We start from the raw sequence: 24,403 nt of genomic DNA on the forward strand, positions 1-24,403 counted from the left end.
CGCGTCCGCAGCCCCTTACGCAGCGGACGGCGGCGTTCTAACCTGATCCCGCTCGGTGGTTACTCGCGAGTTAAACAGCCAGCCGTCGACCCGCTTTTCCCGCAGCAGCGAAGCGCCCGCGCGCCGTGCGCGCGGCACCTGCCAGGCCCGCCGGAGGACGCCCGTGAGCGACACACAGACCCTGATCGAGAACCGTCCGCCCTCGGTGGCGAGCCTCTTCCTCGAGCGGGTGGCGAAGACCCCGGACGCCGAGGCGTACCGCTACCCGGTGCCGTCCCCCGCCGGCCAGGGACCCGATGGCTGGAAGTCGCTCAGTTGGGCCCAGGCCGCGGACCGGGTGTACGCGATCGCCGCCGGGCTCGTCGACCTCGGCGTCCGGCCCGAGGAGCGCGTCGCCCTCGCCTCCGCCACACGCGTCGAGTGGATCCTGTGCGACCTCGGCGTCATGTGCGCCGGGGCGGCCACGACCACCGTCTACCCGCAGACCAACGCCGAGGAGTCCGCGTACATCCTCGCCGACTCCGAGAGCCGCGTCCTGATCGCCGAGGACGCCGCCCAGCTCGCGAAGGCCCGGGAGCGCCGCGCCGACCTGCCGGAACTCCACCACGTCGTGGTGATCGACGCGGCGGCGGCGGTGCCCGCCGACGGCGACCCGGACGGCTGGGTGCTGTCCCTCGCGGACCTGGAGGAGCGCGGCAGGGCGTACCTGGAGAAGCACCCCGAGGCGGTCCGGGAGCGGGTCGAGGCGATCACCGCCGACCAGCTCGCCACCCTCATCTACACCTCCGGCACCACGGGCCGTCCCAAGGGCGTGCGCCTTCCGCACGACAACTGGTCGTACATGGCGAAGGCCATCGCCGCGACCGGGCTGGTCCGCGACGACGACGTGCAGTACCTGTGGCTGCCGCTCGCCCACGTCTTCGGCAAGGTGCTGACCTCCGGGCAGATCGAGGTCGGCCACGTCACCGCCGTCGACGGCCGCATCGACAAGATCATCGAGAACCTGCCGGTCGTCCAGCCGACGTACATGGCGGCCGTGCCGCGCATCTTCGAGAAGGTCTACAACGGCGTCGCCGCGAAGGCCCGGGACGGCGGTCCCGCCAAGTACAAGATCTTCCAGTGGGCGGCCGGCGTCGCCCGTGACTACGCCAGGGCCACCCAGGACTCCTTCCGCCGCACCGGCCAGGCGAAGGCGCCCCTGGGCCTCGCCGCGAAGCACCGGGTCGCGGACGCGCTCGTGTACTCCAAGCTGCGCGCGGCGTTCGGCGGGCGGCTGCGCGCCGCCGTGTCCGGCTCCGTCGCGCTCGCCCCGGAGATCGGCTACTTCTTCTCCGGCGCCGGCATCCACATCCTGGAGGGGTACGGACTGACGGAGTCGTCCGCCGCCTCCTTCGTGAACCCGGGCGAGGCGTACCGCACCGGCACGGTCGGCAAGCCGCTGCCCGGCTGCGAGGTGCGCATCGCGGACGACGGCGAGATCCTGCTGCGCGGCCCCGGCATCATGCAGGGCTACCACAAGCTCCCCGAGAAGACCGCCGAGGTGCTGGAGCCGGACGGTTGGTTCCACACGGGGGACATCGGCGAGCTGTCCGCCGACGGCTACCTGAAGATCACCGACCGGAAGAAGGACCTGTTCAAGACGTCCGGCGGCAAGTACATCGCGCCGACGGAGATCGAGGGCCACTTCAAGGCGCTGTGCCCGTTCGTCTCCAACATCGTCGTCCTCGGAGCCGACCGGAACTACTGCAGCGCCCTCATCGCGCTCGACGAGGCGGCGCTCCGGGGCTGGGCGCGGGAGCACGGCCTCGGTGACCGCCCGTACGCCGAGCTGGTCGCGACGCGGCAGGTCGAGGAGATGGTCCAGGGGTACGTGGACCGGCTCAACGAGGGCCTGCAGCGCTGGCAGACGGTCAAGAAGTTCCGGCTGCTCCCGCGCGACCTCGACGTGGAGCACGGCGAGCTGACGCCGAGCCTCAAGCTGAAGCGGCCCGTGGTGGAGCGCGAGTACAAGGACCTCATCGAGGAGATGTACGAGGGAGCCCGCGAGGCCTGACCGCCCCGGCCCCGCCCGCCGCGTTCCCGCCCGCTGATCCCGTCCGCCGGTCTTGCCCACCTGCCGGTCCCGCCCGCCGCCCCCGCTTGCCGGTCCCGTCCGCCGGCCCCGCCCACCTGCCGGTCCCGTCCGCCGCCCCCGCTTGCCGGTCCCGTCCGCCGACCCCACCCGCCGGTCCCGCCCGCGCCGACCGGCGGCCGGCGGGACCGGCGGCCGATGCGGGCGGGACCGGCGGGCCCCGTCCGCCGCCTCCGCGCCGCGCACCGCGGCGGTGACGGACAATGGACCCCATGCCTTCCGTACTGCCCGATGGTGAGCCCGTGCCCGAGGACGGGGCCCTGCCCCCGTCCGCCCTCGACGGGCGCGCGGAGCGGCCGCTCGGGTTCTACCTGCACGTGCCGTACTGCGCGACCCGCTGCGGCTACTGCGACTTCAACACCTACACCGCCACCGAACTGCGCGGCTCCGGCGGCGTCCTCGCCTCCCGCGACAACTACGCGGCGACCCTCGTCGACGAGGTCCGGCTCGCCCGCAAGGTCCTCGGCGACGACCCCCGCCCCGTGCAGACGGTCTTCGTCGGCGGCGGCACGCCCACGCTGCTCGCCGCCGAGGACCTCGTCCGCATGCTCGGCGCCGTCCGGGACGAGTTCGGCCTCGCGGACGACGCCGAGATCACCACGGAGGCCAACCCGGACTCGGTCGACCCGGCCTACCTGGCCGCGCTCCGCGAGGGCGGCTTCAACCGCGTCTCCTTCGGCATGCAGAGCGCCCGGCGGCACGTCCTGGAGGTCCTCGATCGCACCCACACCCCCGGCCGCCCCGAGGCGTGCGTCGCCGAGGCCCGCGCCGCCGGCTTCGACCACGTCAACCTCGACCTGATCTACGGCACCCCCGGCGAGAGCGACGACGACTGGCGGGCCTCCCTCGACGCCGCGATCGGCGCCGGACCCGACCACGTCTCCGCGTACGCCCTGATCGTCGAGGAGGGCACCCGGCTCGCCCACCGCATCCGGCGCGGCGAGGTCCCGATGACCGACGACGACGTGCACGCCGACCGGTACCTGATCGCGGACTCCGTCCTCGCGGAGGCCGGGTTCCACTGGTACGAGGTGTCGAACTGGGCCGCCTCCGAGGCGGGCCGCTGCCTCCACAACGAGCTGTACTGGCGCGGCGCCGACTGGTGGGGCGCCGGGCCCGGCGCGCACAGCCACGTCGGCGGCGTCCGCTGGTGGAACGTGAAGCACCCCGGCGCCTACGCCGCCGCCCTCGCCGGGGGCCGCTCGCCGGGCGCCGGGCGGGAGGTCCTGACGGAGGAGGACCGCCGCGTCGAGCGCGTCCTGCTGGAGCTGCGGCTCCGGGAGGGCATCCCCCTGTCGCTGCTGCGCCCGGCGGGCCTGGCCGCCGCCGCGCGCGCCGTGCGCGACGGGCTGCTCGACCCCGCCCCGTACGGGGAGGGGCGCGCCGTCCTGACCCTGCGCGGGCGGCTCCTCGCGGACGCGGTGGTGCGGGACCTGGTGGACTGAGGGGACTGAGGAGACCTAGTGGACTGGGCGGGCTGAGGGGCGCCGCGCGGGCGGGCGCTACGGCGCCGTCACGAAGTCGATCAGTTCCTCCACCCGGCCCAGCAGCGCCGGCTCCAGGTCCTTGTACGACCGGACCCGGCCCAGGATGCGGCGCCAGGCCGCGCCGGTGTCCTCGGGCCAGCCCAGGGCCCGGCACACGCCCGTCTTCCAGTCCTGGCCGCGCGGCACGGCCGGCCAGGCCGGGATGCCCAGCGACGACGGCTTCACGGCCTGCCACACGTCGACGTACGGGTGCCCCGCCACCAGGACGTGCGGATCCGTGACCGACGCGGCGATCCGCGACTCCTTCGACCCCGGCACCAGGTGGTCCACCAGCACCCCGAGGCGGGCGTCGGGGCCGGGCCGGAAGTCGCGGACGACCGCCGGCAGGTCGTCGACGCCCTCCAGGTACTCCACGACGACGCCCTCGACGCGCAGGTCGTCGCCCCACACCTTCTCCACCAGCTCGGCGTCGTGGCGGCCCTCCACGTAGATCCGTCCCGCCCGCGCCACCCGCGCCCGCGCGTCCGGCACGGCGACCGACCCGGACGCCGTGCGGGCCGGCCGCGCCGGCGCGGGGGCGGCCGGGCGGACCAGCGTCACCGGACGGCCCTCCAGCAGGAAGCCGCGCGGCACGAGCGGGAAGACCCGGTGCCTGCCGAAGCGGTCCTCCAGCGTCACCGTGCCCGCCTCGCACCCCACCACCGCCCCGCAGAACCCGGTGGCGGCCTCCTCGACCACCAGGTCGGGCCCGGCGGGCACCTCCGGCACGGGGGCCTGCTTCTTCCACCGCGGGGTCAGGTCGGGGTCGTAGGCGCGCATGCGCCAGACGCTACGACACCGCGAACCTGCGGGCCAGCTCCTCCCGTTGGGCGCGTACGAACGCGGCGTCCACCACCGCGCCGTGCCCCGGCACGTACGCCGCGCCCTCCCCGCCCAGCTCCAGCAGCCGGTCCAGCGCGGCCGGCCAGCGCGACGGGATCGCGTCCGGGCCCGCCTGGGGCTCGCCCGACTCCTCCACCAGGTCCCCGCAGAACACCACCCCGGGCGTGCCGTCCGCCGCGCCCGGCACCAGCAGCGCCAGGTCGTGGCCGGTGTGCCCGGGGCCCGCGTTCACCAGCAGCACCTGCCGGCCGCCCAGGTCGAGCGTCCACTCGCCGCACACGAGGTGGTGCGGGTGCACCAGGACGTCCACGGCCTCGCCCGCCTCGTCCTCGGCGACGCCCTCCCGCACGGCGTCCGCCCGCAGCGCGTCCCGCTCCCGCGTCAGCACCTCGTCCAGACCCACGGCACCGAACACCTGTGCGCCCGCGAAGGCGGCGGCACCCAGCACGTGGTCGAAGTGCGAGTGGCTCAGTGCGATGTGCGTCACGCGCCGCCCGCCCAGCAGCCCCTGGACCTGGGCGCGGATCTCCGCGCCCTCCCGCAGCGTGGAACCCGCGTCGAACAGCAGGGCGGCCCCGTCCCCGACGACCAGTCCGACCGTGGCGTCCCAGCCCGGGAGCCGCCTGCGGCCCACCCCGGCCGCGAGCCGCTCCCACCCGAACTCTTCCCAACCGACGTCCATACCGCGACGCTATCGGCAATGCCCGCGGCCGGCGCGCGATACGGTGATCGGCCGCCGGGCACCGCCGCGCTCCCCACGCCGCCCTTGCCAGGCATTGACCTCGGCGCCGTACACTGGCCGCGGGGATGATTGGCACTCGGACACGGCGAGTGCCAGCAGACGTCAGCCGACCGGAGCCAGCTGGAGGTGCGCGCCGTGCTCAGTGAACGCAGACTCGAGGTGCTGCGCGCGATCGTTCAGGACTACGTCGGTACGGAGGAGCCCGTCGGCTCCAAGGCGCTCACCGAGCGCCACAACCTGGGCGTGTCGCCGGCCACCGTGCGCAACGACATGGCGGTGCTGGAGGAGGAGGGGTTCATCGCCCAGCCCCACACCAGCGCCGGACGCATCCCCACGGACAAGGGCTACCGCCTCTTCGTCGACAAGCTCGCCGGAGTCAAGCCGCTGTCGCCGCCGGAGCGCCGGGCCATCCAGAACTTCCTGGACGGCGCGGTGGACCTGGACGACGTCGTGGGGCGCACGGTCCGGCTGCTGGCCCAGCTGACCCGCCAGGTCGCGGTCGTGCAGTACCCGTCGCTGACCCGGTCGACCGTGCGCCACGTCGAGCTGCTGTCGCTGGCCCCGGCCCGGCTGATGCTCGTCCTGATCACGGACACCGGGCGGGTGGAGCAGCGCATGGTCGACTGCCCCGCCCCGTTCGGCGAGACCTCCGTCGCCGACCTGCGCGCCCGGCTGAACAGCCAGGTCGCCGGCCGGCGGTTCGCCGACGTGCCGCAGCTGGTGCAGGACCTCCCGGAGTCCTTCGACCCGGAGGACCGCGGGACGGTCTCCACGGTGCTCTCCACGCTGCTGGAGACGCTGGTGGAGGAGACCGAGGAGCGCCTGGTGATCGGCGGGACCGCCAATCTCACGCGCTTCGGACACGACTTCCCGCTCACCATCCGGCCCGTGCTGGAGGCGCTGGAGGAGCAGGTCGTGCTCCTCAAGCTGCTCGGTGAGGCGACGGACCCGGCCATGACCGTGCGCATCGGCCACGAGAACGCCCACGAGGGGCTGAACTCCACGTCCGTCGTCGCGGTCGGCTACGGTTCGGGCGACGAGGCGGTCGCCAAACTCGGCGTGGTCGGACCGACCCGCATGGACTACCCCGGAACGATGGGAGCGGTACGCGCAGTGGCACGTTACGTCGGACAGATCCTGGCGGAGTCGTAAGTGGCCACGGACTACTACGCCGTACTCGGCGTGCGCCGCGACGCGTCCCAGGACGAGATCAAGAAGGCATTCCGGCGGCTCGCCCGCGAGCTGCACCCGGATGTCAACCCCGATCCGAAGACGCAGGAGCGGTTCAAGGAGATCAACGCCGCGTACGAGGTGTTGTCGGACCCGCAGAAGAAGCAGGTCTACGACCTCGGCGGCGACCCCCTGTCGTCGTCCGGCGGGGCCGGCGCGGGCGCGGGCTTCGGCGCGGGCGGCTTCGGGAACTTCTCCGACATCATGGACGCCTTCTTCGGCACGGCGTCCCAGCGCGGCCCGCGGTCGCGCACCCGCCGCGGCCAGGACGCGATGATCCGGCTGGAGGTCGAGCTCGACGAGGCGGCCTTCGGCACGACGAAGGAGATCCAGGTCGACACGGCCGTCGTGTGCGCGACGTGCTCGGGTGAGGGCGCCGCGCCGGGCACCTCGGCGCAGACGTGCGACATGTGCCGCGGCCGCGGCGAGGTGTCGCAGGTGACGCGGTCCTTCCTGGGCCAGGTCATGACGTCCCGCCCGTGCCCGCAGTGCCAGGGCTTCGGGACGGTCGTGCCGACGCCGTGCCCCGAGTGCGCGGGCGACGGCCGGGTGCGGTCCCGGCGGACGCTCACGGTCAAGATCCCGGCCGGTGTCGACAACGGCACGCGCATCCAGCTCGCCGGCGAGGGCGAGGTCGGCCCCGGCGGCGGCCCGGCGGGCGACCTGTACGTGGAGATCCACGAGCTGCCGCACCCGGTGTTCCAGCGGCGCGGCGACGACCTGCACTGCACGGTGACGATCCCGATGACGGCGGGCGCGCTCGGCACGAAGGTGCCGCTGGAGACGCTCGACGGCATGGAGGAGGTCGACATCCGGCCCGGTACGCAGTCGGGCCAGTCGATCCCGCTGCACGGCCGCGGCGTCACGCACCTGCGCGGCGGCGGGCGCGGCGACCTGATCGTCCACGTCGAGGTCCAGACGCCCACGAAGCTGGACGCGGAGCAGGAGCGCCTGCTGCGCGACCTGGCGAAGCTGCGCGGCGAGGAACGGCCCACGGGCCAGTTCGCGCCGGGCCAGCAGGGGCTGTTCTCGCGGCTGAAGGACGCGTTCAACGGCCGCTAGCGGCCCCCGGCGGCGCGCCGCCGGACCCGGCCCCGACCCTCGGGGCCGGGGGTTCGACGGGGGCGCGGAGCGTGACACCATGCGTGCATGCCCTCCGCGCTGACCGATCTCTGCCGCTACCCGATCGTGCAGGCCCCCATGGCGGGCGGCGCCTCGTGCCCGCAGCTCGCGGCGGCCGTGTCCGAGGCCGGCGGCCTCGGCTTCCTGGCCGCCGGGTACAAGACGGCCGACGGCATGTACCAGGAGGTCCAGCAGCTCCGGAGCCTCACCGCGCGGCCCTTCGGCGTGAACCTGTTCATGCCGCAGCCGGGCCAGGCGGACGCCGCCGCCGTCGAGGTGTACCGCCAGCAGCTCGCCGGTGAGGCCGCCTGGTACGAGACGCCGCTCGGCGACCCCGACGCCGGCCGGGACGACGGCTACGACGCGAAGCTGGCGATCCTCCTCGACGACCCGGTGCCGGTCGTGTCCTTCACGTTCGGCTGCCCCGCGCCCGACACGGTGGCGGCCCTCGCGCGCGTGGGCACCCGGACCGTCGTGACGGTCACCGGCCCCGACGAGGCGCGGGCCGCCGAGCGGGCCGGCGCCGACGCCGTGTGCGTGCAGGGCGTCGAGGCCGGCGGCCACCAGGGCACGCACCGGGACGACCCGGAGGCCGAGTGCTCCGGCACCGGGCTGCTGGCGCTGATCACCCAGGTCCGCGAGGCCGTGGGGCTGCCGATGCTCGCCGCGGGCGGCCTGATGCGCGGCGGCCAGATCGCCGCCGTCCTCGCGGCGGGCGCCGAGGCCGCGCAGCTCGGCACCGCCTTCCTGGTCTGCCCGGAGTCCGGCGCCGACCCCCTGCACAAGCGGGCCGTGACGGACCCGCTGTTCACCCACACCGAGCTGACCCGCGCCTTCTCCGGCCGCCCCGCCCGGGGCCTGGTCAACCGGTTCGTGCGGGAGCACGGGCCGTACGCCCCGGCCGCGTACCCCGAGGTGCACCACCTGACCAGCGGGCTGCGCAAGGCCGCGGCCAGGGCGAAGGACCCGCAGGGCATGGCCCTGTGGGCCGGCCAGGGCCACCGGCTGGCCCGGGAGCTGCCCGCCGGGCAGCTCGTCGAAGTACTCCGTTCCGAACTCCGGTCGGCCCTTGAGGCGCCGGCCCTGAGAGGTGTGTCATGACCGCCCCCGTCTTCGTCGCCGACGACCTGACGGCCGCCGCGCCCGGCGCGGTGCTCACCCTGGACGGGCCGGAGGGGCGGCACGCCGTGTCGGTGCGCCGGCTGCGGACCGGCGAGGAGGTCGTCCTCACGGACGGCGCCGGGCGCGGCGCGTACGGCACCGTCGCCGCCGTGGAGGGAAAGGACCGCCTCGACGTGGCCGTCGCGGAGGTGCGGGACGAGCCCGTGCCCACGCCCCGCATCACCGTCGTCCAGGCACTCCCCAAGGGCGACCGGGGCGAACTGGCGGTCGAGACGATGACCGAGACCGGTGTCGACGCGGTCGTGCCGTGGGCGGCGTCGCGGTGCGTCACGCAGTGGAGGGGCGAGCGCGGGCTGAAGGCGCTGGCGAAGTGGCGGGCCACCGCCCGCGAGGCGGGCAAGCAGTCCCGCAGGCTCCGCTTCCCCGACGTCGCCGACGCGGCCGGCACCAAGGCGGTGGCCCGGCTGCTCGCTGACGCCGACTTCGCGGCCGTGCTGCACGAGGAGGGCGCCGAGCCGCTCGCCACCGCCCCGCTGCCCGCGACCGGTGAGATCGTGCTGGTCGTCGGCCCCGAGGGCGGCGTCGCGCCCGACGAGCTCGCCGTGTTCGCGGAGGCCGGCGCCAGGCCGTACCGGCTCGGGCGGAGCGTCCTGCGCACCTCCACGGCCGGCACGGCGGCGGCGGCGCTCCTCCTCGGGCGCACCGGACGGTGGTCCTGATCCGGCCCGACGGGCGGCGATAGGGTACGGACGTATCTGCCGTCCGAGTCGAGAGAGGGCTGCCAGCATGGCCGGAGAGCCGCGCAGCGACTGCCTGTTCTGCAAGATCGTGGCGGGGGAGGTGCCCGCCACCGTCGTCCGCGAGACGGAGACCACCGTCGCGTTCCGCGACATCAACCCCCAGGCACCCACCCACGTGCTGGTCATCCCCAAGGAGCACCACCCCGACGCCGCCGCGCTCGCCGCCGCCGCGCCGGAGGTCGCCGCCGACGTGCTGCGCGAGGCGGGGGAGGTCGCCGCGCAGGAGAAGATCGACGACGCCGGCTACCGGATCGTCCTCAACACGGGCGCGGGGGCCGGCCAGACCGTCTTCCACGCGCACGCCCACGTCCTCGGCGGCCGCGGCCTCGAGTGGCCCCCCGGGTAGACCGCGTGTCCGTACGAGAGCTCGTCGTGCTGGGCACCGCAAGCCAGGTGCCCACACGCCACCGGAACCACAACGGCTACCTGCTCCGCTGGGACGGCGAGGGGATCCTCTTCGACCCGGGCGAGGGCACCCAGCGCCAGATGCTGCGCGCCGGGGTCGCCGCGCACGACATCGACCGGATCTGCGTCACGCACTTCCACGGCGACCACTCCCTCGGCCTCGCCGGGGTCGTCCAGCGCATCAACCTCGACCAGGTCCCGCACCCCGTCACCGCCCACTACCCGGCGTCCGGGCAGCGGTTCTTCGAGCGGCTGCGGTACGCCACCGCCTACCGCGAGCGCGCCGACATCGTGGAGGCGCCCGTCGCCGCCGACGGGCCCGTCGCGCGGACGCCCGGGTACGTGCTGGAGGCGCGCCGTCTGTCGCACCCCGTGGAGTCGTTCGGCTACCGGCTGACGGAGCCGGACGGGCGCCGCATGCTGCCCGAGCGGCTCGCGGCGCACGGCATCGAGGGTCCCGACGTGGGCGTCCTCCAGCGGGAGGGCGCCCTGCGCGGGGTACGGCTGGAGGACGTCAGCGAGGTACGGCCCGGCCAGCGCTTCGCCTTCGTCATGGACACCCGCCTCTGCGACGGCGTCCACGCGCTCGCCGAGGGCTGCGACCTGCTCGTCATCGAGTCGACGTTCCTCGACGAGGACACGGACCTCGCCGTCGAGCACGGCCACCTGACCGCGGGGCAGGCCGCCGCCGCGGCCCGCGACGCGGGCGTCCGGCACCTCGTCCTCACCCACTTCTCGCAGCGGTACGGCGACCCGTCCGCCTTCGAGCGGCAGGCCCGCGCGGCCGGGTTCGACGGCGAGCTGACCGTCGCCCAGGACCTCATCCGCGTCCCCCTCCCCAAGCGCCCCTAGGACCACCCCCGATGAACCTCCCCGAAGACCTCCCCAAGGCGGAACTCCACCTCCACATCGAGGGCACCCTCGAACCCGAGCTGGCCTTCGCCCTCGCCGCCCGCAACGGCGTCGACCTGCCCTACGCCTCCGCGGAGGAGCTGCGCCGGGCGTACCGGTTCGACGACCTCCAGTCGTTCCTCGACCTGTACTACGCGCTCATGGCCGTCCTGCGCACCGCGGACGACTTCGCCGAGCTCGCCGACGCCTACCTCGCGCGGGCCGCCGCGCAGGGCGTCCGGCACGCCGAGATCTTCTTCGACCCGCAGGCCCACACCGACCGCGGCGTCCCCCTCGGCACGGTCGTCGAGGGCCTCGCCGGGGCGCTGGAGCGCAGCGAGGAGCGGCACGGCGTCACCACGCAGCTGATCATGTGCTTCCTGCGGGACCGGTCCGCCGAGTCCGCGCGGGAGACCCTCGACGCCGCGCGGCCGTACCTGGACCGCATCGCCGGCGTCGGGCTCGACTCGGCGGAGGTCGGCCACCCGCCCGCCAAGTTCCGCGAGGTGTACGAGGCGGCCGGCGCGCTGGGCCTGCGGAGGGTCGCCCACGCCGGCGAGGAGGGCCCGCCGTCGTACGTCCGCGAGGCCCTGGACGTCCTCGGCGTCGAGCGGATCGACCACGGGCTGCGCGCCATGGAGGACCCGGAGCTGGTGCGGCGGCTGGTACGGGACCGGGTGCCGCTCACGCTGTGCCCGCTGTCCAACGTCCGGCTGCGCGCCGTGGACCTCCTGGAGGACCACCCGCTGAAGGCGATGATGGACGCCGGGCTGCTGGTCACCGTCAACTCCGACGACCCCGCGTACTTCGGCGGATACGTGGGCGACACCTTCCACGCCGTCCGCGAGGCCCTCGCCCTCACCGAGGACGATTTGCGCCGGCTCGCCCGCAATTCCTTCGAGGCGGCGTTCCTCGACCACGACGAGGACCTGCGCGCGCGGTACCTGGCCGAGGTCGACGCCTACACCTTCGACTGAGGGACGGGGACGGACCGGGACCGGGGGCGCGGCGGATCGGGCAGACTGGCGGGAGTCAGCGCCGCGCGACCGGGAGCCCGCCGTGACCACACCCGACCCCTTCAAAGGACAGCAGCACGAGCACACCGCCGGTGTCGACCCGCTCGGCACGCTGCGCACCCCCGCGGACCCCGACTGCGACGTGTTCCTGACCGGCACGGTCTTCCTCGACATCATCTTCACCGGCCTCGACAGCGCCCCGGCGAAGGGCACGGAGACCTGGGCGCGCGGCATGGGGTCCAGCCCCGGCGGCGTCGCCAACATGGCGACCGCGCTGACCCGGCTGGGGCTGCGCACCTCCCTCGCCGCCGCGTTCGGCGACGACCACTACGGCGAGTACTGCTGGGACGCGCTCGAACAGGGCGAGGGCATCGACCTGTCCCGGTCGCGCGTCGTGCCCGGCTGGCACTCGCCGGTGACGGTGTCCATGGCGTACGACGGCGAGCGCACGATGGTGTCGCACGGCCACGAGGCGCCGCCCCCCGAGGGCTCCGTCCCCGCCTGCCCGCCCCGCGCGCGTGCCGCCGTCGCCTCCCTCGCGCCCGGCCGCTCCGAGGAGTGGGTGGCGCAGGCGGCCCGCCGCGATACGCGGATCTTCGCGGACGTGGGGTGGGACGAGACCGGCCGGTGGGACCTGGCCGCCCTGCCCGACCTGGACCACTGCGAGGCGTTCCTGCCCAACGCCGAGGAGGCCGTGCGCTACACCCGCACCGACTGCCCGCGCGCCGCCGCCCGCGCCCTCGCCGACAAGGTGCCGCTCGCGGTGGTGACGCTCGGCGCGGAGGGGGCGTACGCCGTGGACGGCCGCACGGGCGAGACGGCCGAGGTGCCGGCCATCGAGGTCGCCGCGCTGGACCCGACCGGCGCGGGGGACGTGTTCGTGGCCGGGTTCGTCACCGGCACGCTCGCCGGGTGGCCGCTCGCCGACCGGCTGGCCTTCGCCGGGCTGACGGCCGCGCTGTCGGTGCAGGAGTTCGGCGGGTCGCTGTCCGCGCCCGGCTGGGTCGAGGTCGCCGCCTGGTGGCAGTACGTGCAGGGCTGCCCCGGCCAGGACCCGGCCGCGCTGCGCCGGTACGGGTTCCTCGACGCGCTGCTGCCCCCGCCCACCCGGACGTGGCCGCTGCGCCGCGCGGTGCCGACCATCGGGTTCCGCCGGTCCGCCTGAGGCCGGGGAAAAGCCTTCTGGGTTGTCAGCCGTACGCCGTACCCTGGACCGTACAGAGGTTGTCGAGTGGCGAGAACCCTGCAACAGGAGGTATGCGCAGGCCAGAGAGCCGGCCCATGACTCAGCTACCCACAGACCAGGTACGAGCCCACTTCACCGTACCCGCCAAGCATCCGATGGTGACCGTGCTCGGCTCGGGCGACGCCCTGCTCCGTGTGATCGAGCGGGCGTTCCCCCGCGCCGACATCCACGTCCGGGGCAATGAGATCAGTGCCGTGGGAGAGGCCGCCGAGGTGGCCCTCATCCAGCGGCTGTTCGACGAGATGATGCTGGTGCTGCGCACGGGGCAGCCCATGACGGAGGACGCGGTGGAACGCTCGATCGCCATGCTCAAGGAGGAGACCGGGGGAGGGGCGGCCGAGACGCCGTCCGAGGTCCTCACCCAGAACATCCTCTCCAGCCGTGGCCGGACCATCCGCCCCAAGACGCTCAACCAGAAGCGGTACGTCGACGCCATCGACAAGCACACGGTCGTCTTCGGCATCGGCCCGGCCGGTACCGGGAAGACCTACCTCGCGATGGCGAAGGCGGTCCAGGCCCTGCAGTCCAAGCAGGTCAACCGGATCATCCTGACCCGGCCCGCCGTCGAGGCGGGCGAGCGGCTCGGCTTCCTGCCGGGCACGCTCTACGAGAAGATCGACCCGTACCTGCGGCCGCTGTACGACGCGCTGCACGACATGCTCGACCCCGACTCGATCCCCCGCCTGATGGCGGCGGGCACGATCGAGGTCGCGCCGCTGGCGTACATGCGCGGCCGGACGCTCAACGACGCGTTCATCATCCTCGACGAGGCGCAGAACACGAACCCCGAGCAGATGAAGATGTTCCTGACCCGGCTCGGCTTCGAATCGAAGATCGTCATCACCGGTGACGTGACCCAGGTCGACCTGCCCAACGGCACCAAGAGCGGTCTGCGGCAGGTGCAGGACATCCTCGACGGCGTCCCGGACGTCCACTTCTCCCGCCTCACGTCGCACGACGTCGTACGGCACAAGCTGGTCGGCCGTATCGTCGACGCGTACGAGAAGTACGACACCCGGAACGGGCGCTGACCATCCGAAGCGAGAGACCGAACAGCACCATGTCGATCGACGTCAACAACGAGTCCGGCACCGAGGTCGACGAGCAGGCGATCCTCGACGTCGCCCGCTACGCGCTCGCGCGGATGCGCATCCACCCCCTGTCCGAGCTGTCGGTGATCGTCGTGGACGCCGAGGCGATGGAGCAGCTCCACATCCAGTGGATGGACCTGCCGGGCCCGACGGATGTCATGTCCTTCCCGATGGACGAGCTGCGTCCGCCGTCGAAGGACGACGAGGAGCCCCCGCAGGGGCTCCTCGGTGACATCGTGCTCTGCCCCGAGGTGGCCGAGCGACAGGGCCGCGAGGCGCCCACGCAGCACTCCATGGACGAGGAGCTCCAGCTCCTCACCGTCCACGGGGTGCTCCACCTCCTCGGCTACGACCACGAGGAGCCCGACGAGAAGGCCGAGATGTTCGGGCTCCAGGCGGCGATCGTCGACGGCTGGCGGGCGGAGAAGGGCCTGACCGGCCCCTCCCCGGCGCCGACCGTCTCATGAGCGGACCACTCGTCGTGGGGGCGGTCGCGCTGATCGTGGTGGCGTGGCTCGCCGCGTGCGCGGAGGCGGGCCTCGCACGCGTCTCCGGCTTCCGGGCCGCCGAGGCGGTGCGGTCCGGGCGGCGCGGCGCGGCCAAGCTCGTCCAGGTGGCCTCCGACCCCACCCGGTACCTGAACGTGGCGCTGCTCGTCCGGGTCGCCTGCGAGACGGCCGCCGGCGTGCTCGTCACGTACGCCTGCCTGGAGGAGTTCCGGGAGACGTGGAGCGCGCTGGTCGTGGCGATCGGCGTGATGGTGCTCGTCTCGTACGTCGCCGTCGGCGTCTCGCCGCGCACGATCGGCCGCCAGCACCCGCTGAACACGGCGACGGCGGCGGCGTACGTGCTGCTGCCGCTGGCCCGCGTCATGGGGCCGGTGCCGCAGTTGCTGATCCTCATCGGCAACGCGCTCACCCCCGGCAAGGGCTTCCGCAAGGGGCCGTTCGCGTCCGAGGCGGAGCTGCGCGCCATGGTCGACCTGGCGGAGCAGGAGTCCCTCATCGAGGACGAGGAGCGCCGCATGGTGCACTCCGTCTTCGAGCTGGGCGACACGCTGGTCCGCGAGGTGATGGTGCCGCGCACGGACCTGGTGTCGATCGAGCGGTACAAGACCGTCCGGCAGGCCCTCACCCTCGCGCTGCGCTCGGGCTTCTCGCGCATCCCGGTCACCGGGGAGAGCGAGGACGACGTGGTCGGCATCGTGTACCTGAAGGACCTGGTCCGCAAGACGCACATCAACCGGGAGGCGGAGTCCGACCTGGTGTCCACGGCGATGCGGGCGGCGACGTTCGTGCCGGACACCAAGAACGCCGGCGACCTGCTGCGCGAGATGCAGCAGGAGCGCAACCACTGCGCGGTGGTCATCGACGAGTACGGGGGCACGGCCGGGATCGTCACCATCGAGGACATCCTGGAGGAGATCGTCGGTGAGATCACCGACGAGTACGACCGCGAGCTGCCGCCCGTCGAGGAGCTCGGCGAGGGCCGCTACCGGGTGACGGCCCGCCTCGACATCGGCGACCTCGGCGAGCTGTTCGGGCTCGACGCGTACGACGACGAGGACGTGGAGACGGTCGGCGGGCTCCTCGCCAAGGCGCTCGGCCGCGTCCCGATCGCCGGGGCGACGGCCGTGGTCGACCTGCCCGACGGGCGGGCGCTGCGGCTGACGGCCGAGTCCCCGGCGGGCCGCCGCAACAAGATCGTGACCGTGCTGGCGGAGCCGGTGTCGCCGGAGGAGCCGGAGGAGCCGGAGGACGAGGCCGCGTGACCCCGGAGCAACTCAGGGCGTTCTGCCTGGGCTTCGAGGCCGCGGTGGAGGAGTTCCCCTTCGGCCCGGAGACCTCGGTCTTCAAGGTCGCGGGGAAGATGTTCGCGCTCAGCGCGCTCGACGCCCGGCCGCTCGCCGTGAACCTCAAGTGCGAGCCGGAGAACGCGGTCCGCCTGCGCGCCGAGCACCCGGACGCCGTCGCCCCCGGCTACCACATGAACAAGCGCCACTGGAACACGGTCACGGTCCCCGCCCTCCCCGCCACCCTGGTCCGCGAACTGGTCGAGGACTCCTACGACCTGGTCGTCGCCGGCCTCCCCAGGGCCGCGCGCCTGCGCCTGGACCGCCCGTAAAGATATATCGGCGGCCGAATCCCGCCGGTGGGGGCTATCCTCACTGCGGCCCGCGAGGGTGGGGAGGGGGGAAACCGTTTGCTCCCCGGAATCACTACTGATGGGGAGTCACATTCTCATGCGTATCCGTATGCACCGTGGCGCCGTGGTGGCGCTCACCACGTCCGCCCTGTTCCTGACCGCCGCGTGCGGCGGCTCGTCCGAGAAGGACGACAAGCCGAAGGCCGCCGAGAGCGGCAGCAGCGCCGAGCAGAAGCCCGCGGAGAAGCCCGCGACCCCGCTGACCGAGGCGCAGATGAAGGCGGGCCTCCTGGAGGTCGCCGACCTGCCGGCCGGCTGGAAGGTCGAGGCGACCGCCCCCTCGGAGGACCAGCCGAAGGCGGAGAAGCCCGAGTGCCGGCCGCTGGCGCTGCTGATGTCCGACAAGATCGAGGGCGCCACGATGGGCGGGAACCGCGACTTCGCCCGCGAGGGCGACAGCGCGGTCCTCGCCCAGCAGATCTTCACCTACTCCGACGGCGCCGCCGCGACGGCGTTCGTGAAGAGCGTGGCCGACGCCGTCGGCCCGTGCGCGACCTTCACGACCGTCCAGGACGGCGAGAAGATGACGATCACCTCCGAGAAGCTGACCGTCCCGCAGGTCGGCGAGGAGTCCGTCGGCCTGCGGCTCGTCATGGACATCCCGCAGCTCGGCATGAAGCTGGAGTCCGACGTGCTGGTCGCCCGCCAGGGCGCCGGCATGACGCGCCTGGCGTACGTCCCGATGGGCGAGAAGCCGGACCACTCGGCCTTCCAGGACCTGGCCGAGCGCGGCGGCGAGAAGTTCGCCAAGGGCGCCCAGGGCTGAGGCTCCTGACGCACGGGGCGGCCGGGGTGTCCCCGGCCGCCCTGCTTATGCTCGGGGCATGACGCAGAGCACCGAACTCGACCCCGAGGACCGCAAGATCATCACGCTGGCGCGCAGCGCCCGTGCCCGCAACGGCGTGCCCGAGGGCGCGGCGGTGCGGGACGAGACCGGGCGGACGTACGTCGCCGGGACGGTCGCGCTGGAGTCGCTCCGGCTGAGCGCGCTGCAGACCGCCGTGGCGATGGCCGTGGCGAGCGGGGCGAAGTCCCTGGAGGCGGCGGCCGTCGTCTCCGAGGCCGCGGACGTCTCCGACGCCGATCGCGCCGCCGTGCGCGACCTGGGCGGCCCGGCCACCCCGGTCCTCCTCGCCGGGCCCGACGCGACGGTCCGCGCCCGGGTGACGGCGGGTTGACGGCGGTCCCGGCGGGCGCCGGACCCCGGCGCGGTACGTGACCCGTGCCGGGATCGGGGAGAATGGCCCCCATGAGCGTTCGTAAACCAGAAACCGAAGCGACCCACCGCGCGGGCTTCGCCTGCTTCGTCGGCCGTCCCAATGCCGGCAAGTCCACCCTCACGAACGCTCTGGTCGGTCAGAAGGTGGCCATCACCTCCAACCGGCCCCAGACGACCCGGCACACCGTGCGCGGCATCGTGCACCGGCCCGAGGCGCAGCTCGTGCTGGTCGACACGCCGGGCCTGCACAAGCCGCGCACCCTCCTGGGCGAGCGGCTCAACGACATCGTCCGGACGACGTGGGCGGAGGTCGACGTGATCGGCTTCTGCCTGCCCGCCGACCAGAAGGTCGGGCCCGGCGACCGGTTCATCGCCAAGGAGCTCGCGGGGATCAAGAAGACCCCGAAGATCGCGATCGTCACGAAGACCGACCTCGTCGACTCCAAGACGCTCGCCGAGCAGCTCGTCGCCGTCGACCGGATCGGCCAGGAGCTGGGCATCGAGTGGGCGGAGATCGTCCCGGTGTCGGCCGTCGGGGACAAGCAGGTCCAGCTCCTCGCCGACCTGATCGTCCCGCTGCTGCCCGAGGGCCCGGCGCTCTACCCCGAGGGCGACCTCACCGACGAGCCCGAGCAGGTCATGGTCGCCGAGCTGATCCGCGAGGCCGCGCTGGAAGGCGTACGGGACGAGCTGCCGCACTCCATCGCGGTGGTCGTCGAGGAGATGCTCCCCCGCGAGGACCGCCCCGCCGACAAGCCGCTGCTGGACATCCACGCCAACGTCTACATCGAGCGCCCCAGCCAGAAGGGCATCATCATCGGCCCCAAGGGCAAGCGCCTGAAGGAGGTCGGCATCAAGTCCCGCAAGCACATCGAGGCCCTGCTGGGCACGCCGGTCTTCCTCGACCTGCACGTCAAGGTCGCGAAGGACTGGCAGCGCGACCCGCGGCAGCTCCGGAAGCTCGGGTTCTGACGGGCTCCGGGCCGGCGGCCGGGAGGGCGCGCGTCAGGCGCCCTCCCGCAGCACGCGGGAGACCAGCTCCCGCTGCGCCCCGGTCAGGTGCGGCTCCGCGCAGCGGACCGTGCGGCCGTCGACCGTGATCTCGTAGCCGAAGCCGTCCGGCACCCCGGGCGCGCCCCGCGCCGCGCCCTCCGCTTCCTTTTCCGGGGCCGCCTCGGCCAGGACCGCCTCGGCCAGGGCCTGCCAGGCGTCCGCGTCGGGCCGGGCGGCGGTGTCCACCTCCGCCCGGCGTTCGATGCCCGCGAAGCCACCCGTACGCCGCACCTCGATACGCATGGCTCCTGTCTACCCCCTGGTGGGCACCCCCACCGTCGACCACGCCTTGAGCACCGCCTCGGCCTCCGCGCCGCCGTCGCCGAACCGCTCGCGCGCCGCCGCGACCGTCAGCCGGGCGAACGCCGCGAAGTCGGCCGTCTCCTTGAGCTTGCCGCCCGTCAGCACGTCGTACCAGATCTGCCCGGCCCGTTCCCAGGCGTGCCCGCCCAGCGCCGTGGCCACCAGGTAGAAGGCGTGGTTGGGGATGCCCGAGTTGATGTGCACCCCGCCGTTGTCGGCGGCCGTGTCGACGTAGTCGTCCATCTTCGCGGGCTGCGGGTCCTTGCCGAGGACGTCGTCGTCGTACGCCGTGCCGGGGGCCTTCATGGAGCGCAGCGCCACGCCCTGCACCTGGTCCGTCAGCAGGCCCGCGCCGATCAGCCAGTCCGCCTCCTCGGCGGTCTGGCCCAGCGCGTACTGCTTGACCAGCGACCCGAAGACGTCCGACACGGACTCGTTCAGCGCGCCCGGCTGGCTGAAGTAGGCGAGGTTCGCGGTGTACTGCGTGACGCCGTGGGCCAGCTCGTGGCCGATCACGTCGACCGGGAGGGTGAAGTCCTTGAAGACCTCGCCGTCCCCGTCGCCGAACACCATCTGCTCGCCGTTCCAGAAGGCGTTGCCGTACTCCTTGCCGTAGTGCACCGTCGCGTCCAGCGCCAGCCCGGCGCCGTCGATGGAGTCCCGCCCGTAGGCGCGGAGGAACAGCTCGAACGTCGCTCCGAGCCCGGCGTACGCGCGGTTGACCGTCGCGTCCCCCGTGGGCTTCTCGCCCTCGCCGCGGACCTTCCTGCCGGGCAGGCGGGTGCGGCGCTCGGCGTCGAAGACCGTGCGGCGCGGCGTGCCCGGGGCCGCCGGCGCGTCGCGCGGGGCGGGGCGGACGCCGGTGACCGTGGTGAGGCGGCGGGCCGTGCGGTTCGCCTCGTCGGCGACGAGGGTGCGGCGGGCGGCCTCGGCGACGGCGGGGTTGGCGGAGCGGGCCAGGTGGTCGAGGAGGTGCGGGGGGACGATCGCGCAGAACACCGGAGCGGTGGAGTGGGACGCAGTCATGTGTGGCAATGTGGCAGCGCGTCACCGTCGTGTCACTGCTTGCGACGGGGATTGACGAAAAGGAGTGATTACTCACTGTTCGGTGGTTAACGGTCGGGGATCCCGCATACTGAAACGGCACCGCCGCCTCCGCCGTCCCTGGGCTACGCTGCTGCGCATCATGCGTTTCGGGCTGCTTCTCCTTAGCTGCCGCGGCGAGGGCCTGTAAGTCGTAGGCCGACCCCCTCCCCGCGGAGTCTGGTGCTGCTTCGAACCCGTCGGCCGTCCCTTCGCTGGACCCGAGGAGCCCTACGCAATGTCCCAGCCCACCGCTCAGCCCGTCGGCCGTCGCACGCCGGTCACCAACGCGACGCACGCGCAGAAGCCGTCCGGAATGCCGATCCACAAGTACGGCCCGTACGAGGCCGTCGACATCCCCGACCGCACCTGGCCCGACCGGCGGATCACCAAGGCGCCGCGCTGGCTGTCGACCGACCTGCGGGACGGCAACCAGGCGCTGATCGACCCGATGTCCCCGGCTCGCAAGCGCGCCATGTTCGACCTGCTGGTCCGCATGGGGTACAAGGAGATCGAGGTCGGCTTCCCGTCCTCCGGCGAGACCGACTTCGCGTTCGTCCGCTCCATCATCGAGGAGGGCGCGATCCCGGAGGACGTGACGATCTCCGTACTGACCCAGGCCCGCGAGGACCTGATCGAGCGGACCGTCGAGTCCCTGCGCGGCGCGCACCGGGCGACCGTGCACCTGTACAACGCGACGGCGCCGGTCTTCCGCCGGGTCGTCTTCCGCGGCTCCAAGGACGACATCCGGCAGATCGCCGTGGACGGCACGCGCCTGGTGATGGAGTACGCCGACAAGATCCTCGGCGACGAGACGGTCTTCGGCTACCAGTACAGCCCGGAGATCTTCACCGACACCGAGCTGGACTTCGCGCTGGAGGTCTGCGAGGGCGTCATGGACGTCTGGCAGCCCGAGGAGGGCCGCGAGATCATCCTGAACCTGCCCGCGACGGTGGAGCGTTCCACGCCGTCCACGCACGCGGACCGGTTCGAGTGGATGTCCCGCAACCTGTCCCGCCGCGAGTTCGTCTGCCTGTCCGTGCACCCGCACAACGACCGCGGCACGGCCGTCGCGGCGGCGGAGCTGGCCCTCATGGCCGGCGCCGACCGCATCGAGGGCTGCCTGTTCGGGCAGGGCGAGCGCACGGGCAACGTCGACCTGGTCACCCTGGGCATGAACCTGTTCAGCCAGGGCGTCGACCCGCAGATCGACTTCTCGCAGATCGACGAGATCCGCCGGACCTCCGAGTACTGCAACCAGATGGAGGTCCACCCGCGCCACCCCTACGCGGGGGACCTGGTCTACACGGCCTTCTCCGGCTCCCACCAGGACGCCATCAAGAAGGGCTTCGACGCGATGGAGGCCGACGCCGCGGCCGCCGGCAAGACCGTCGACGAGATCGAGTGGGCCGTTCCGTACCTGCCGATCGACCCGAAGGACGTCGGCCGGTCCTACGAGGCGGTCATCCGGGTCAACTCGCAGTCCGGCAAGGGCGGCATCGCGTACGTCCTGAAGAACGACCACAAGCTGGACCTGCCGCGCCGGATGCAGATCGAGTTCTCGAAGATCATCCAGGCGAAGACCGACGCCGAGGGCGGCGAGGTCACCCCGGCCGACATCTGGGCCGTCTTCCGGGACGAGTACCTGCCCAACCCGGACAACCCGTGGGGCCGCATCCAGCTGCGGTCCGGGCAGACCACCACGGACAAGGACGGCACGGACACGCTCACCGTCGAGGCCGTCGTCGACGGCGCCGACACGGTGCTGACCGGCTCCGGCAACGGCCCGATCTCCGCGTTCTTCGACGCGCTGAACACCATCGGGGTCGACGCCCGGCTGCTGGACTACCAGGAGCACACGATGAGCGAGGGCGCCTCCGCCCAGGCCGCCTCGTACATCGAATGCGCCATCGACGGCAAGGTGCTGTGGGGCATCGGCATCGACGCCAACACCACCCGCGCCTCGCTGAAGGCGGTCATCTCGGCCGTCAACCGCTCCGCGCGCTGACCCGGCCCGCCCCGGCCCGCCGAACCCCGTCCGCCCGCCGTGGACGGGGTTCGGCCATGTCCGTGGCGTTCTCATGACGAGGTGCTGACGCCGCATCACCGATGTGGCTAACATCACGTCAACGTCGGCAAGGTGGCCGAGGCGTCAGGAGGTACGACGTGCTGCCAGCGCGGGGATCACGCGAATCGAGTGGCCGGAAACTCCGCATGTGGTCCATCAACATCTCGTGGCACACCATCGGCGACGGCGAGTTCTTCTGCCCCGGCTGCGGCGGCGACCGCAACTACCGGCGCCGCACGGGCCGCCGCCGCCTCACCGTCCTCGGCGTGCCGGTGCTGCCGCGCGGACTGGCGGGCCCCGTCGTCGAGTGCGCCGCCTGCCACGACCGGTTCGGCACGGAGGTGCTGGACCACCCCACGACGGCGCGGTTCTCGGCGATGCTCCGCGACGCCGTGCACACCGTGGCCCTCGCGGTCCTCGCCGCCGGCGGCACGACGTCGGCCACGGCCGTGCGGACCGCCGTCTGCGCCGTGCGGGCCGCCGGGTACGAGGACTGCACGGCCGACAGCCTCACCGGCCTCGTCGAGGCGCTCGCCGCCGACACGGGCCGCTACCTCGCGGACGTCGACGGGCCCTGCGGCGTCGCCCTCGCCATCGAGCTGCACGAGGCGCTGGAACCGCTCGCCCCGCACCTGGCGGCGGCCGGGCGGGAGTCGATCCTCCTCCAGGGCGCCCGCATCGCCCTGGCGGACGGCGCGTACATCCAGGCCGAGCGGGACGTGCTCACCACCGTGGGCAGCGCCCTGCTCCTCCGGCCCGACGACACGGCCCGGCTCATGGAAGCGGCGCGCGCCCCGTTCTGAGCGCCCCGCCGTGGCGGGGGCGTCAGGACGGGGCGCGCGCCCGCGGTCCCCGGGCCGCCCCGTGGCGGTCCGGGTCAGACCTCGACGCCGCTCGCCCGCAGCATCTCCTCGCGCTCCACGATCTTCACGCGCTCACGGCCCTCGGCCTCGCCGCGGGCCCGCTCGGCCGCGTCCAGCCGGTACCAGCCCTCCCACGTCGTGTACGCGACGCCCCGGCCCTCCAGGAACTCCACCACGGCGTCCTCGCCCGGCGCGTCCGGCACGTGCAGCCGGCCCTCGCGGTGGTCCTCCAGCAGGTTCGCGACGGTCTCGTTGGCGTCGCCCTTGGTGTGGCCGATCAGGCCGATCGGGCCGCGCCGGATCCAGCCGGTCACGTACGTGGACGTGACGTGCTCGCCGCCCTGCACGACGCGACCGCCCTCGTCCGGGACGGTGCCGGAGGCGGGGTCCCACGGCAGCTTGGGCAGCTCCTCGGAGAGGTAGCCGACCGCGCGGTACACGGCCTGGACGTCCCAGGTGGTGAACTCGCCGGTGCCCCTCACGTTGCCGGTGCCGTCCAGTTCGGTGCGCTCGGTGCGCAGGCCGACGACCCTGCCGTCCTCGCCGAGGATCTCGGCGGGCGACTCGAAGAAGTGCAGGTACAGCTTGTGCGGCCGGTCGCCGACGTCGCGTATCGCCCAGTTCTCCAGGGTCTTGGCGACCATGTCGACCTGCTTGTTGGAGCGCCGCGCCTCGATGGACCCCTGGTCGTAGTCGATGTCCTCGGGGTTGACGATGACCTCGATGTTCGGGGAGTGGTCCAGCTCGCGCAGCTCCATGGGGCTGAACTTGGCCTGGGCCGGGCCGCGGCGGCCGAAGACGTGGACCTCCAGCGCCTTGTTGGCCTTCAGCCCCTCGTAGACGTTGGGCGGGATCTCGGTCGGCAGCAGCTCGTCGGCGGTCTTGGCGAGGACGCGGGCCACGTCCAGGGCGACGTTGCCGACGCCCAGCACCGCGACCTTCTCGGCCTCCAGGGGCCAGGTGCGCGGCACGTCGGGGTGGCCGTCGTACCAGGAGACGAAGTCGGCGGCGCCGTACGAGCCGTCGAGGTCGACACCGGGGACGTCCAGGTCCCGGTCGGCGTCGGCGCCCGTGGAGAAGACCACGGCGTCGTAGAAGGCGCGCAGGTCGTCCAGGGTGATGTCGGACGGGTAGGCGACGTTGCCGAAGAGGCGGACCTGCGGCTTGTCCAGGACCTGGTGGAGGGCGGTGACGATGCCCTTGATCCGCGGGTGGTCGGGGGCGACGCCGTAGCGGATGAGGCCGAACGGCGCCGGCATCCGCTCGAACAGGTCGATGGAGACACCCGGGTCGTTGGCGGCCTCGGACTTCAGCAGGGCGTCGGCGGCGTAGATGCCGGCCGGGCCGGCACCGACGATCGCGACCCGCAGGGGGCGGGGCATGGCAGGTTCCCTTCGACAGTCAGCACTTCTCACCCGCCAGCCTCACAAGCACAGGGGTGGAG

General features: G+C 73.2%; 24 protein-coding genes. 19 read left to right on the plus strand and 5 right to left on the minus strand.

Features of this window, described 5'->3' with window-relative positions; genetic code table 11:
* Window positions 1–163: 163 nt before the first annotated feature.
* Both AC07D6_RS01415 and hemW read left to right on the plus strand, forming a co-directional pair.
* Window positions 164–2,053 carry an AMP-dependent synthetase/ligase gene (locus tag AC07D6_RS01415; RefSeq protein WP_479041069.1) on the plus strand — a complete coding sequence of 630 codons (1,890 nt, stop codon included), beginning with the start codon at window positions 164–166 and terminating at the stop codon, window positions 2,051–2,053.
* A gap of 281 nt (window positions 2,054–2,334) precedes the next feature.
* Window positions 2,335–3,576 (plus strand): radical SAM family heme chaperone HemW, encoded by a 1,242-nt coding sequence (hemW, locus tag AC07D6_RS01420; protein WP_479041071.1) that lies wholly within the window; start codon window positions 2,335–2,337, stop codon window positions 3,574–3,576.
* 57 nt (window positions 3,577–3,633) lie between these two features.
* Here hemW and AC07D6_RS01425 read toward each other — a convergent pair whose 3' ends face one another.
* Both AC07D6_RS01425 and AC07D6_RS01430 read right to left on the minus strand, forming a co-directional pair.
* Entirely contained in the window at window positions 3,634–4,437 is an 804-nt protein-coding gene (locus AC07D6_RS01425; RefSeq protein ID WP_315878080.1) for a DUF3097 domain-containing protein, read from the minus strand.
* Window positions 4,438–4,447: 10 nt separating this feature from the next.
* Window positions 4,448–5,182 (minus strand): MBL fold metallo-hydrolase, encoded by a 735-nt coding sequence (locus AC07D6_RS01430; RefSeq protein WP_315878081.1) that lies wholly within the window; start codon window positions 5,180–5,182, stop codon window positions 4,448–4,450.
* A gap of 195 nt (window positions 5,183–5,377) precedes the next feature.
* Between AC07D6_RS01430 and hrcA the strand changes: the two genes are divergently transcribed.
* From hrcA to era, 15 genes are all read left to right on the plus strand, one after another.
* Window positions 5,378–6,394 (plus strand): heat-inducible transcriptional repressor HrcA, encoded by a 1,017-nt coding sequence (gene hrcA / locus AC07D6_RS01435; protein WP_315878082.1) that lies wholly within the window; start codon window positions 5,378–5,380, stop codon window positions 6,392–6,394.
* The gene (gene dnaJ, locus AC07D6_RS01440) at window positions 6,395–7,534 is read left to right on the plus strand and encodes a molecular chaperone DnaJ (protein WP_315878083.1); all 1,140 of its coding nucleotides are present in this window, start codon (window positions 6,395–6,397) and stop codon (window positions 7,532–7,534) included.
* Window positions 7,535–7,621: 87 nt separating this feature from the next.
* On the plus strand, window positions 7,622–8,695 hold the full coding sequence (locus tag AC07D6_RS01445; RefSeq protein WP_479041073.1) for a nitronate monooxygenase: 1,074 nt from the start codon (window positions 7,622–7,624) through the stop codon (window positions 8,693–8,695).
* Window positions 8,692–9,435 carry a 16S rRNA (uracil(1498)-N(3))-methyltransferase gene (locus tag AC07D6_RS01450; RefSeq protein WP_315878085.1) on the plus strand — a complete coding sequence of 248 codons (744 nt, stop codon included), beginning with the start codon at window positions 8,692–8,694 and terminating at the stop codon, window positions 9,433–9,435. Before AC07D6_RS01445 ends, AC07D6_RS01450 begins: the two co-directional genes overlap by 4 nt.
* A 67-nt stretch (window positions 9,436–9,502) precedes the next feature.
* A complete protein-coding gene (locus AC07D6_RS01455) occupies window positions 9,503–9,862 on the plus strand; it encodes a histidine triad nucleotide-binding protein (RefSeq protein WP_315878086.1) in 360 nt (119 codons plus the stop codon).
* Between the two features lie 5 nt (window positions 9,863–9,867).
* Entirely contained in the window at window positions 9,868–10,773 is a 906-nt protein-coding gene (locus AC07D6_RS01460) for a ribonuclease Z (RefSeq protein ID WP_315878087.1), read from the plus strand.
* Window positions 10,774–10,784: 11 nt separating this feature from the next.
* Complete coding sequence (locus AC07D6_RS01465) at window positions 10,785–11,789, plus strand: adenosine deaminase (protein WP_315878088.1); 1,005 nt, start codon at window positions 10,785–10,787, stop codon at window positions 11,787–11,789.
* Window positions 11,790–11,871: 82 nt separating this feature from the next.
* Entirely contained in the window at window positions 11,872–12,993 is a 1,122-nt protein-coding gene (locus tag AC07D6_RS01470; RefSeq protein WP_479041076.1) for a carbohydrate kinase family protein, read from the plus strand.
* A 116-nt stretch (window positions 12,994–13,109) separates the two neighbouring features.
* Window positions 13,110–14,105, plus strand: a complete 996-nt coding sequence (locus tag AC07D6_RS01475; protein ID WP_315878090.1) for a PhoH family protein — start codon at window positions 13,110–13,112, stop codon at window positions 14,103–14,105.
* Window positions 14,106–14,134: 29 nt separating this feature from the next.
* Complete coding sequence (gene ybeY, locus AC07D6_RS01480) at window positions 14,135–14,632, plus strand: rRNA maturation RNase YbeY (RefSeq protein WP_315878091.1); 498 nt, start codon at window positions 14,135–14,137, stop codon at window positions 14,630–14,632.
* Window positions 14,629–15,936 carry a hemolysin family protein gene (locus AC07D6_RS01485; RefSeq protein WP_315878092.1) on the plus strand — a complete coding sequence of 436 codons (1,308 nt, stop codon included), beginning with the start codon at window positions 14,629–14,631 and terminating at the stop codon, window positions 15,934–15,936. The genes ybeY and AC07D6_RS01485 overlap by 4 nt, the downstream gene beginning before the upstream one ends.
* Window positions 15,933–16,289: an MmcQ/YjbR family DNA-binding protein gene (locus tag AC07D6_RS01490; RefSeq protein ID WP_479041078.1), complete on the plus strand. Its 357-nt coding sequence runs from the start codon at window positions 15,933–15,935 to the stop codon at window positions 16,287–16,289. The genes AC07D6_RS01485 and AC07D6_RS01490 overlap by 4 nt, the downstream gene beginning before the upstream one ends.
* 118 nt (window positions 16,290–16,407) lie before the next feature.
* Entirely contained in the window at window positions 16,408–17,136 is a 729-nt protein-coding gene (locus AC07D6_RS01495; RefSeq protein ID WP_479041080.1) for a hypothetical protein, read from the plus strand.
* Between the two features lie 58 nt (window positions 17,137–17,194).
* Window positions 17,195–17,548: a cytidine deaminase gene (locus tag AC07D6_RS01500; RefSeq protein WP_479041082.1), complete on the plus strand. Its 354-nt coding sequence runs from the start codon at window positions 17,195–17,197 to the stop codon at window positions 17,546–17,548.
* A gap of 62 nt (window positions 17,549–17,610) precedes the next feature.
* Window positions 17,611–18,561, plus strand: coding sequence for a GTPase Era (gene era, locus AC07D6_RS01505; RefSeq protein ID WP_391653381.1), 951 nt, complete (start codon window positions 17,611–17,613; stop codon window positions 18,559–18,561).
* Between the two features lie 33 nt (window positions 18,562–18,594).
* On the opposite strand, the gene AC07D6_RS01510 is transcribed toward era, so the two are convergent.
* Together AC07D6_RS01510 and AC07D6_RS01515 are read right to left on the minus strand one after the other, a co-directional pair.
* Window positions 18,595–18,885 (minus strand): protealysin inhibitor emfourin, encoded by a 291-nt coding sequence (locus AC07D6_RS01510; RefSeq protein ID WP_479041084.1) that lies wholly within the window; start codon window positions 18,883–18,885, stop codon window positions 18,595–18,597.
* Between the two features lie 9 nt (window positions 18,886–18,894).
* Complete coding sequence (locus tag AC07D6_RS01515) at window positions 18,895–19,971, minus strand: M4 family metallopeptidase (protein ID WP_315878098.1); 1,077 nt, start codon at window positions 19,969–19,971, stop codon at window positions 18,895–18,897.
* A 295-nt stretch (window positions 19,972–20,266) separates the two neighbouring features.
* Between AC07D6_RS01515 and leuA the strand changes: the two genes are divergently transcribed.
* Together leuA and AC07D6_RS01525 are read left to right on the plus strand one after the other, a co-directional pair.
* Window positions 20,267–22,036 carry a 2-isopropylmalate synthase gene (leuA, locus tag AC07D6_RS01520; RefSeq protein WP_315878099.1) on the plus strand — a complete coding sequence of 590 codons (1,770 nt, stop codon included), beginning with the start codon at window positions 20,267–20,269 and terminating at the stop codon, window positions 22,034–22,036.
* 206 nt (window positions 22,037–22,242) lie between these two features.
* The gene (locus AC07D6_RS01525) at window positions 22,243–22,899 is read left to right on the plus strand and encodes a TerB family tellurite resistance protein (RefSeq protein ID WP_479041087.1); all 657 of its coding nucleotides are present in this window, start codon (window positions 22,243–22,245) and stop codon (window positions 22,897–22,899) included.
* 74 nt (window positions 22,900–22,973) lie between these two features.
* On the opposite strand, the gene AC07D6_RS01530 is transcribed toward AC07D6_RS01525, so the two are convergent.
* Entirely contained in the window at window positions 22,974–24,341 is a 1,368-nt protein-coding gene (locus tag AC07D6_RS01530) for an FAD-dependent oxidoreductase (protein ID WP_315878101.1), read from the minus strand.
* Window positions 24,342–24,403: the final 62 nt, after the last annotated feature.

Source organism: Streptomyces sp. NPDC045287 (genome assembly GCF_056432325.1).

What these genes read in the sequence shown, in the direction of transcription:
- leuA (WP_315878099.1), top strand. Translation starts at nt 20,267, where the DNA reads ATGTCCCAGCCCACCGCTCAGCCCGTCGGCCGTCGCACGCCGGTCACC.
- AC07D6_RS01450 (WP_315878085.1), top strand. Translation starts at nt 8,692, where the DNA reads ATGACCGCCCCCGTCTTCGTCGCCGACGACCTGACGGCCGCCGCGCCC.
- AC07D6_RS01500 (WP_479041082.1), top strand. Translation starts at nt 17,195, where the DNA reads ATGACGCAGAGCACCGAACTCGACCCCGAGGACCGCAAGATCATCACG.
- AC07D6_RS01445 (WP_479041073.1), top strand. Translation starts at nt 7,622, where the DNA reads ATGCCCTCCGCGCTGACCGATCTCTGCCGCTACCCGATCGTGCAGGCC.
- AC07D6_RS01515 (WP_315878098.1), bottom strand. Translation starts at nt 19,971, where the DNA reads ATGACTGCGTCCCACTCCACCGCTCCGGTGTTCTGCGCGATCGTCCCC.
- era (WP_391653381.1), top strand. Translation starts at nt 17,611, where the DNA reads ATGGCCCCCATGAGCGTTCGTAAACCAGAAACCGAAGCGACCCACCGC.
- AC07D6_RS01465 (WP_315878088.1), top strand. Translation starts at nt 10,785, where the DNA reads ATGAACCTCCCCGAAGACCTCCCCAAGGCGGAACTCCACCTCCACATC.
- AC07D6_RS01425 (WP_315878080.1), bottom strand. Translation starts at nt 4,437, where the DNA reads ATGCGCGCCTACGACCCCGACCTGACCCCGCGGTGGAAGAAGCAGGCC.
- AC07D6_RS01475 (WP_315878090.1), top strand. Translation starts at nt 13,110, where the DNA reads ATGACTCAGCTACCCACAGACCAGGTACGAGCCCACTTCACCGTACCC.
- AC07D6_RS01430 (WP_315878081.1), bottom strand. Translation starts at nt 5,182, where the DNA reads ATGGACGTCGGTTGGGAAGAGTTCGGGTGGGAGCGGCTCGCGGCCGGG.
- AC07D6_RS01485 (WP_315878092.1), top strand. Translation starts at nt 14,629, where the DNA reads ATGAGCGGACCACTCGTCGTGGGGGCGGTCGCGCTGATCGTGGTGGCG.
- AC07D6_RS01530 (WP_315878101.1), bottom strand. Translation starts at nt 24,341, where the DNA reads ATGCCCCGCCCCCTGCGGGTCGCGATCGTCGGTGCCGGCCCGGCCGGC.
- AC07D6_RS01455 (WP_315878086.1), top strand. Translation starts at nt 9,503, where the DNA reads ATGGCCGGAGAGCCGCGCAGCGACTGCCTGTTCTGCAAGATCGTGGCG.
- AC07D6_RS01495 (WP_479041080.1), top strand. Translation starts at nt 16,408, where the DNA reads ATGCGTATCCGTATGCACCGTGGCGCCGTGGTGGCGCTCACCACGTCC.
- AC07D6_RS01525 (WP_479041087.1), top strand. Translation starts at nt 22,243, where the DNA reads ATGTGGTCCATCAACATCTCGTGGCACACCATCGGCGACGGCGAGTTC.
- ybeY (WP_315878091.1), top strand. Translation starts at nt 14,135, where the DNA reads ATGTCGATCGACGTCAACAACGAGTCCGGCACCGAGGTCGACGAGCAG.
- AC07D6_RS01510 (WP_479041084.1), bottom strand. Translation starts at nt 18,885, where the DNA reads ATGCGTATCGAGGTGCGGCGTACGGGTGGCTTCGCGGGCATCGAACGC.
- hemW (WP_479041071.1), top strand. Translation starts at nt 2,335, where the DNA reads ATGGACCCCATGCCTTCCGTACTGCCCGATGGTGAGCCCGTGCCCGAG.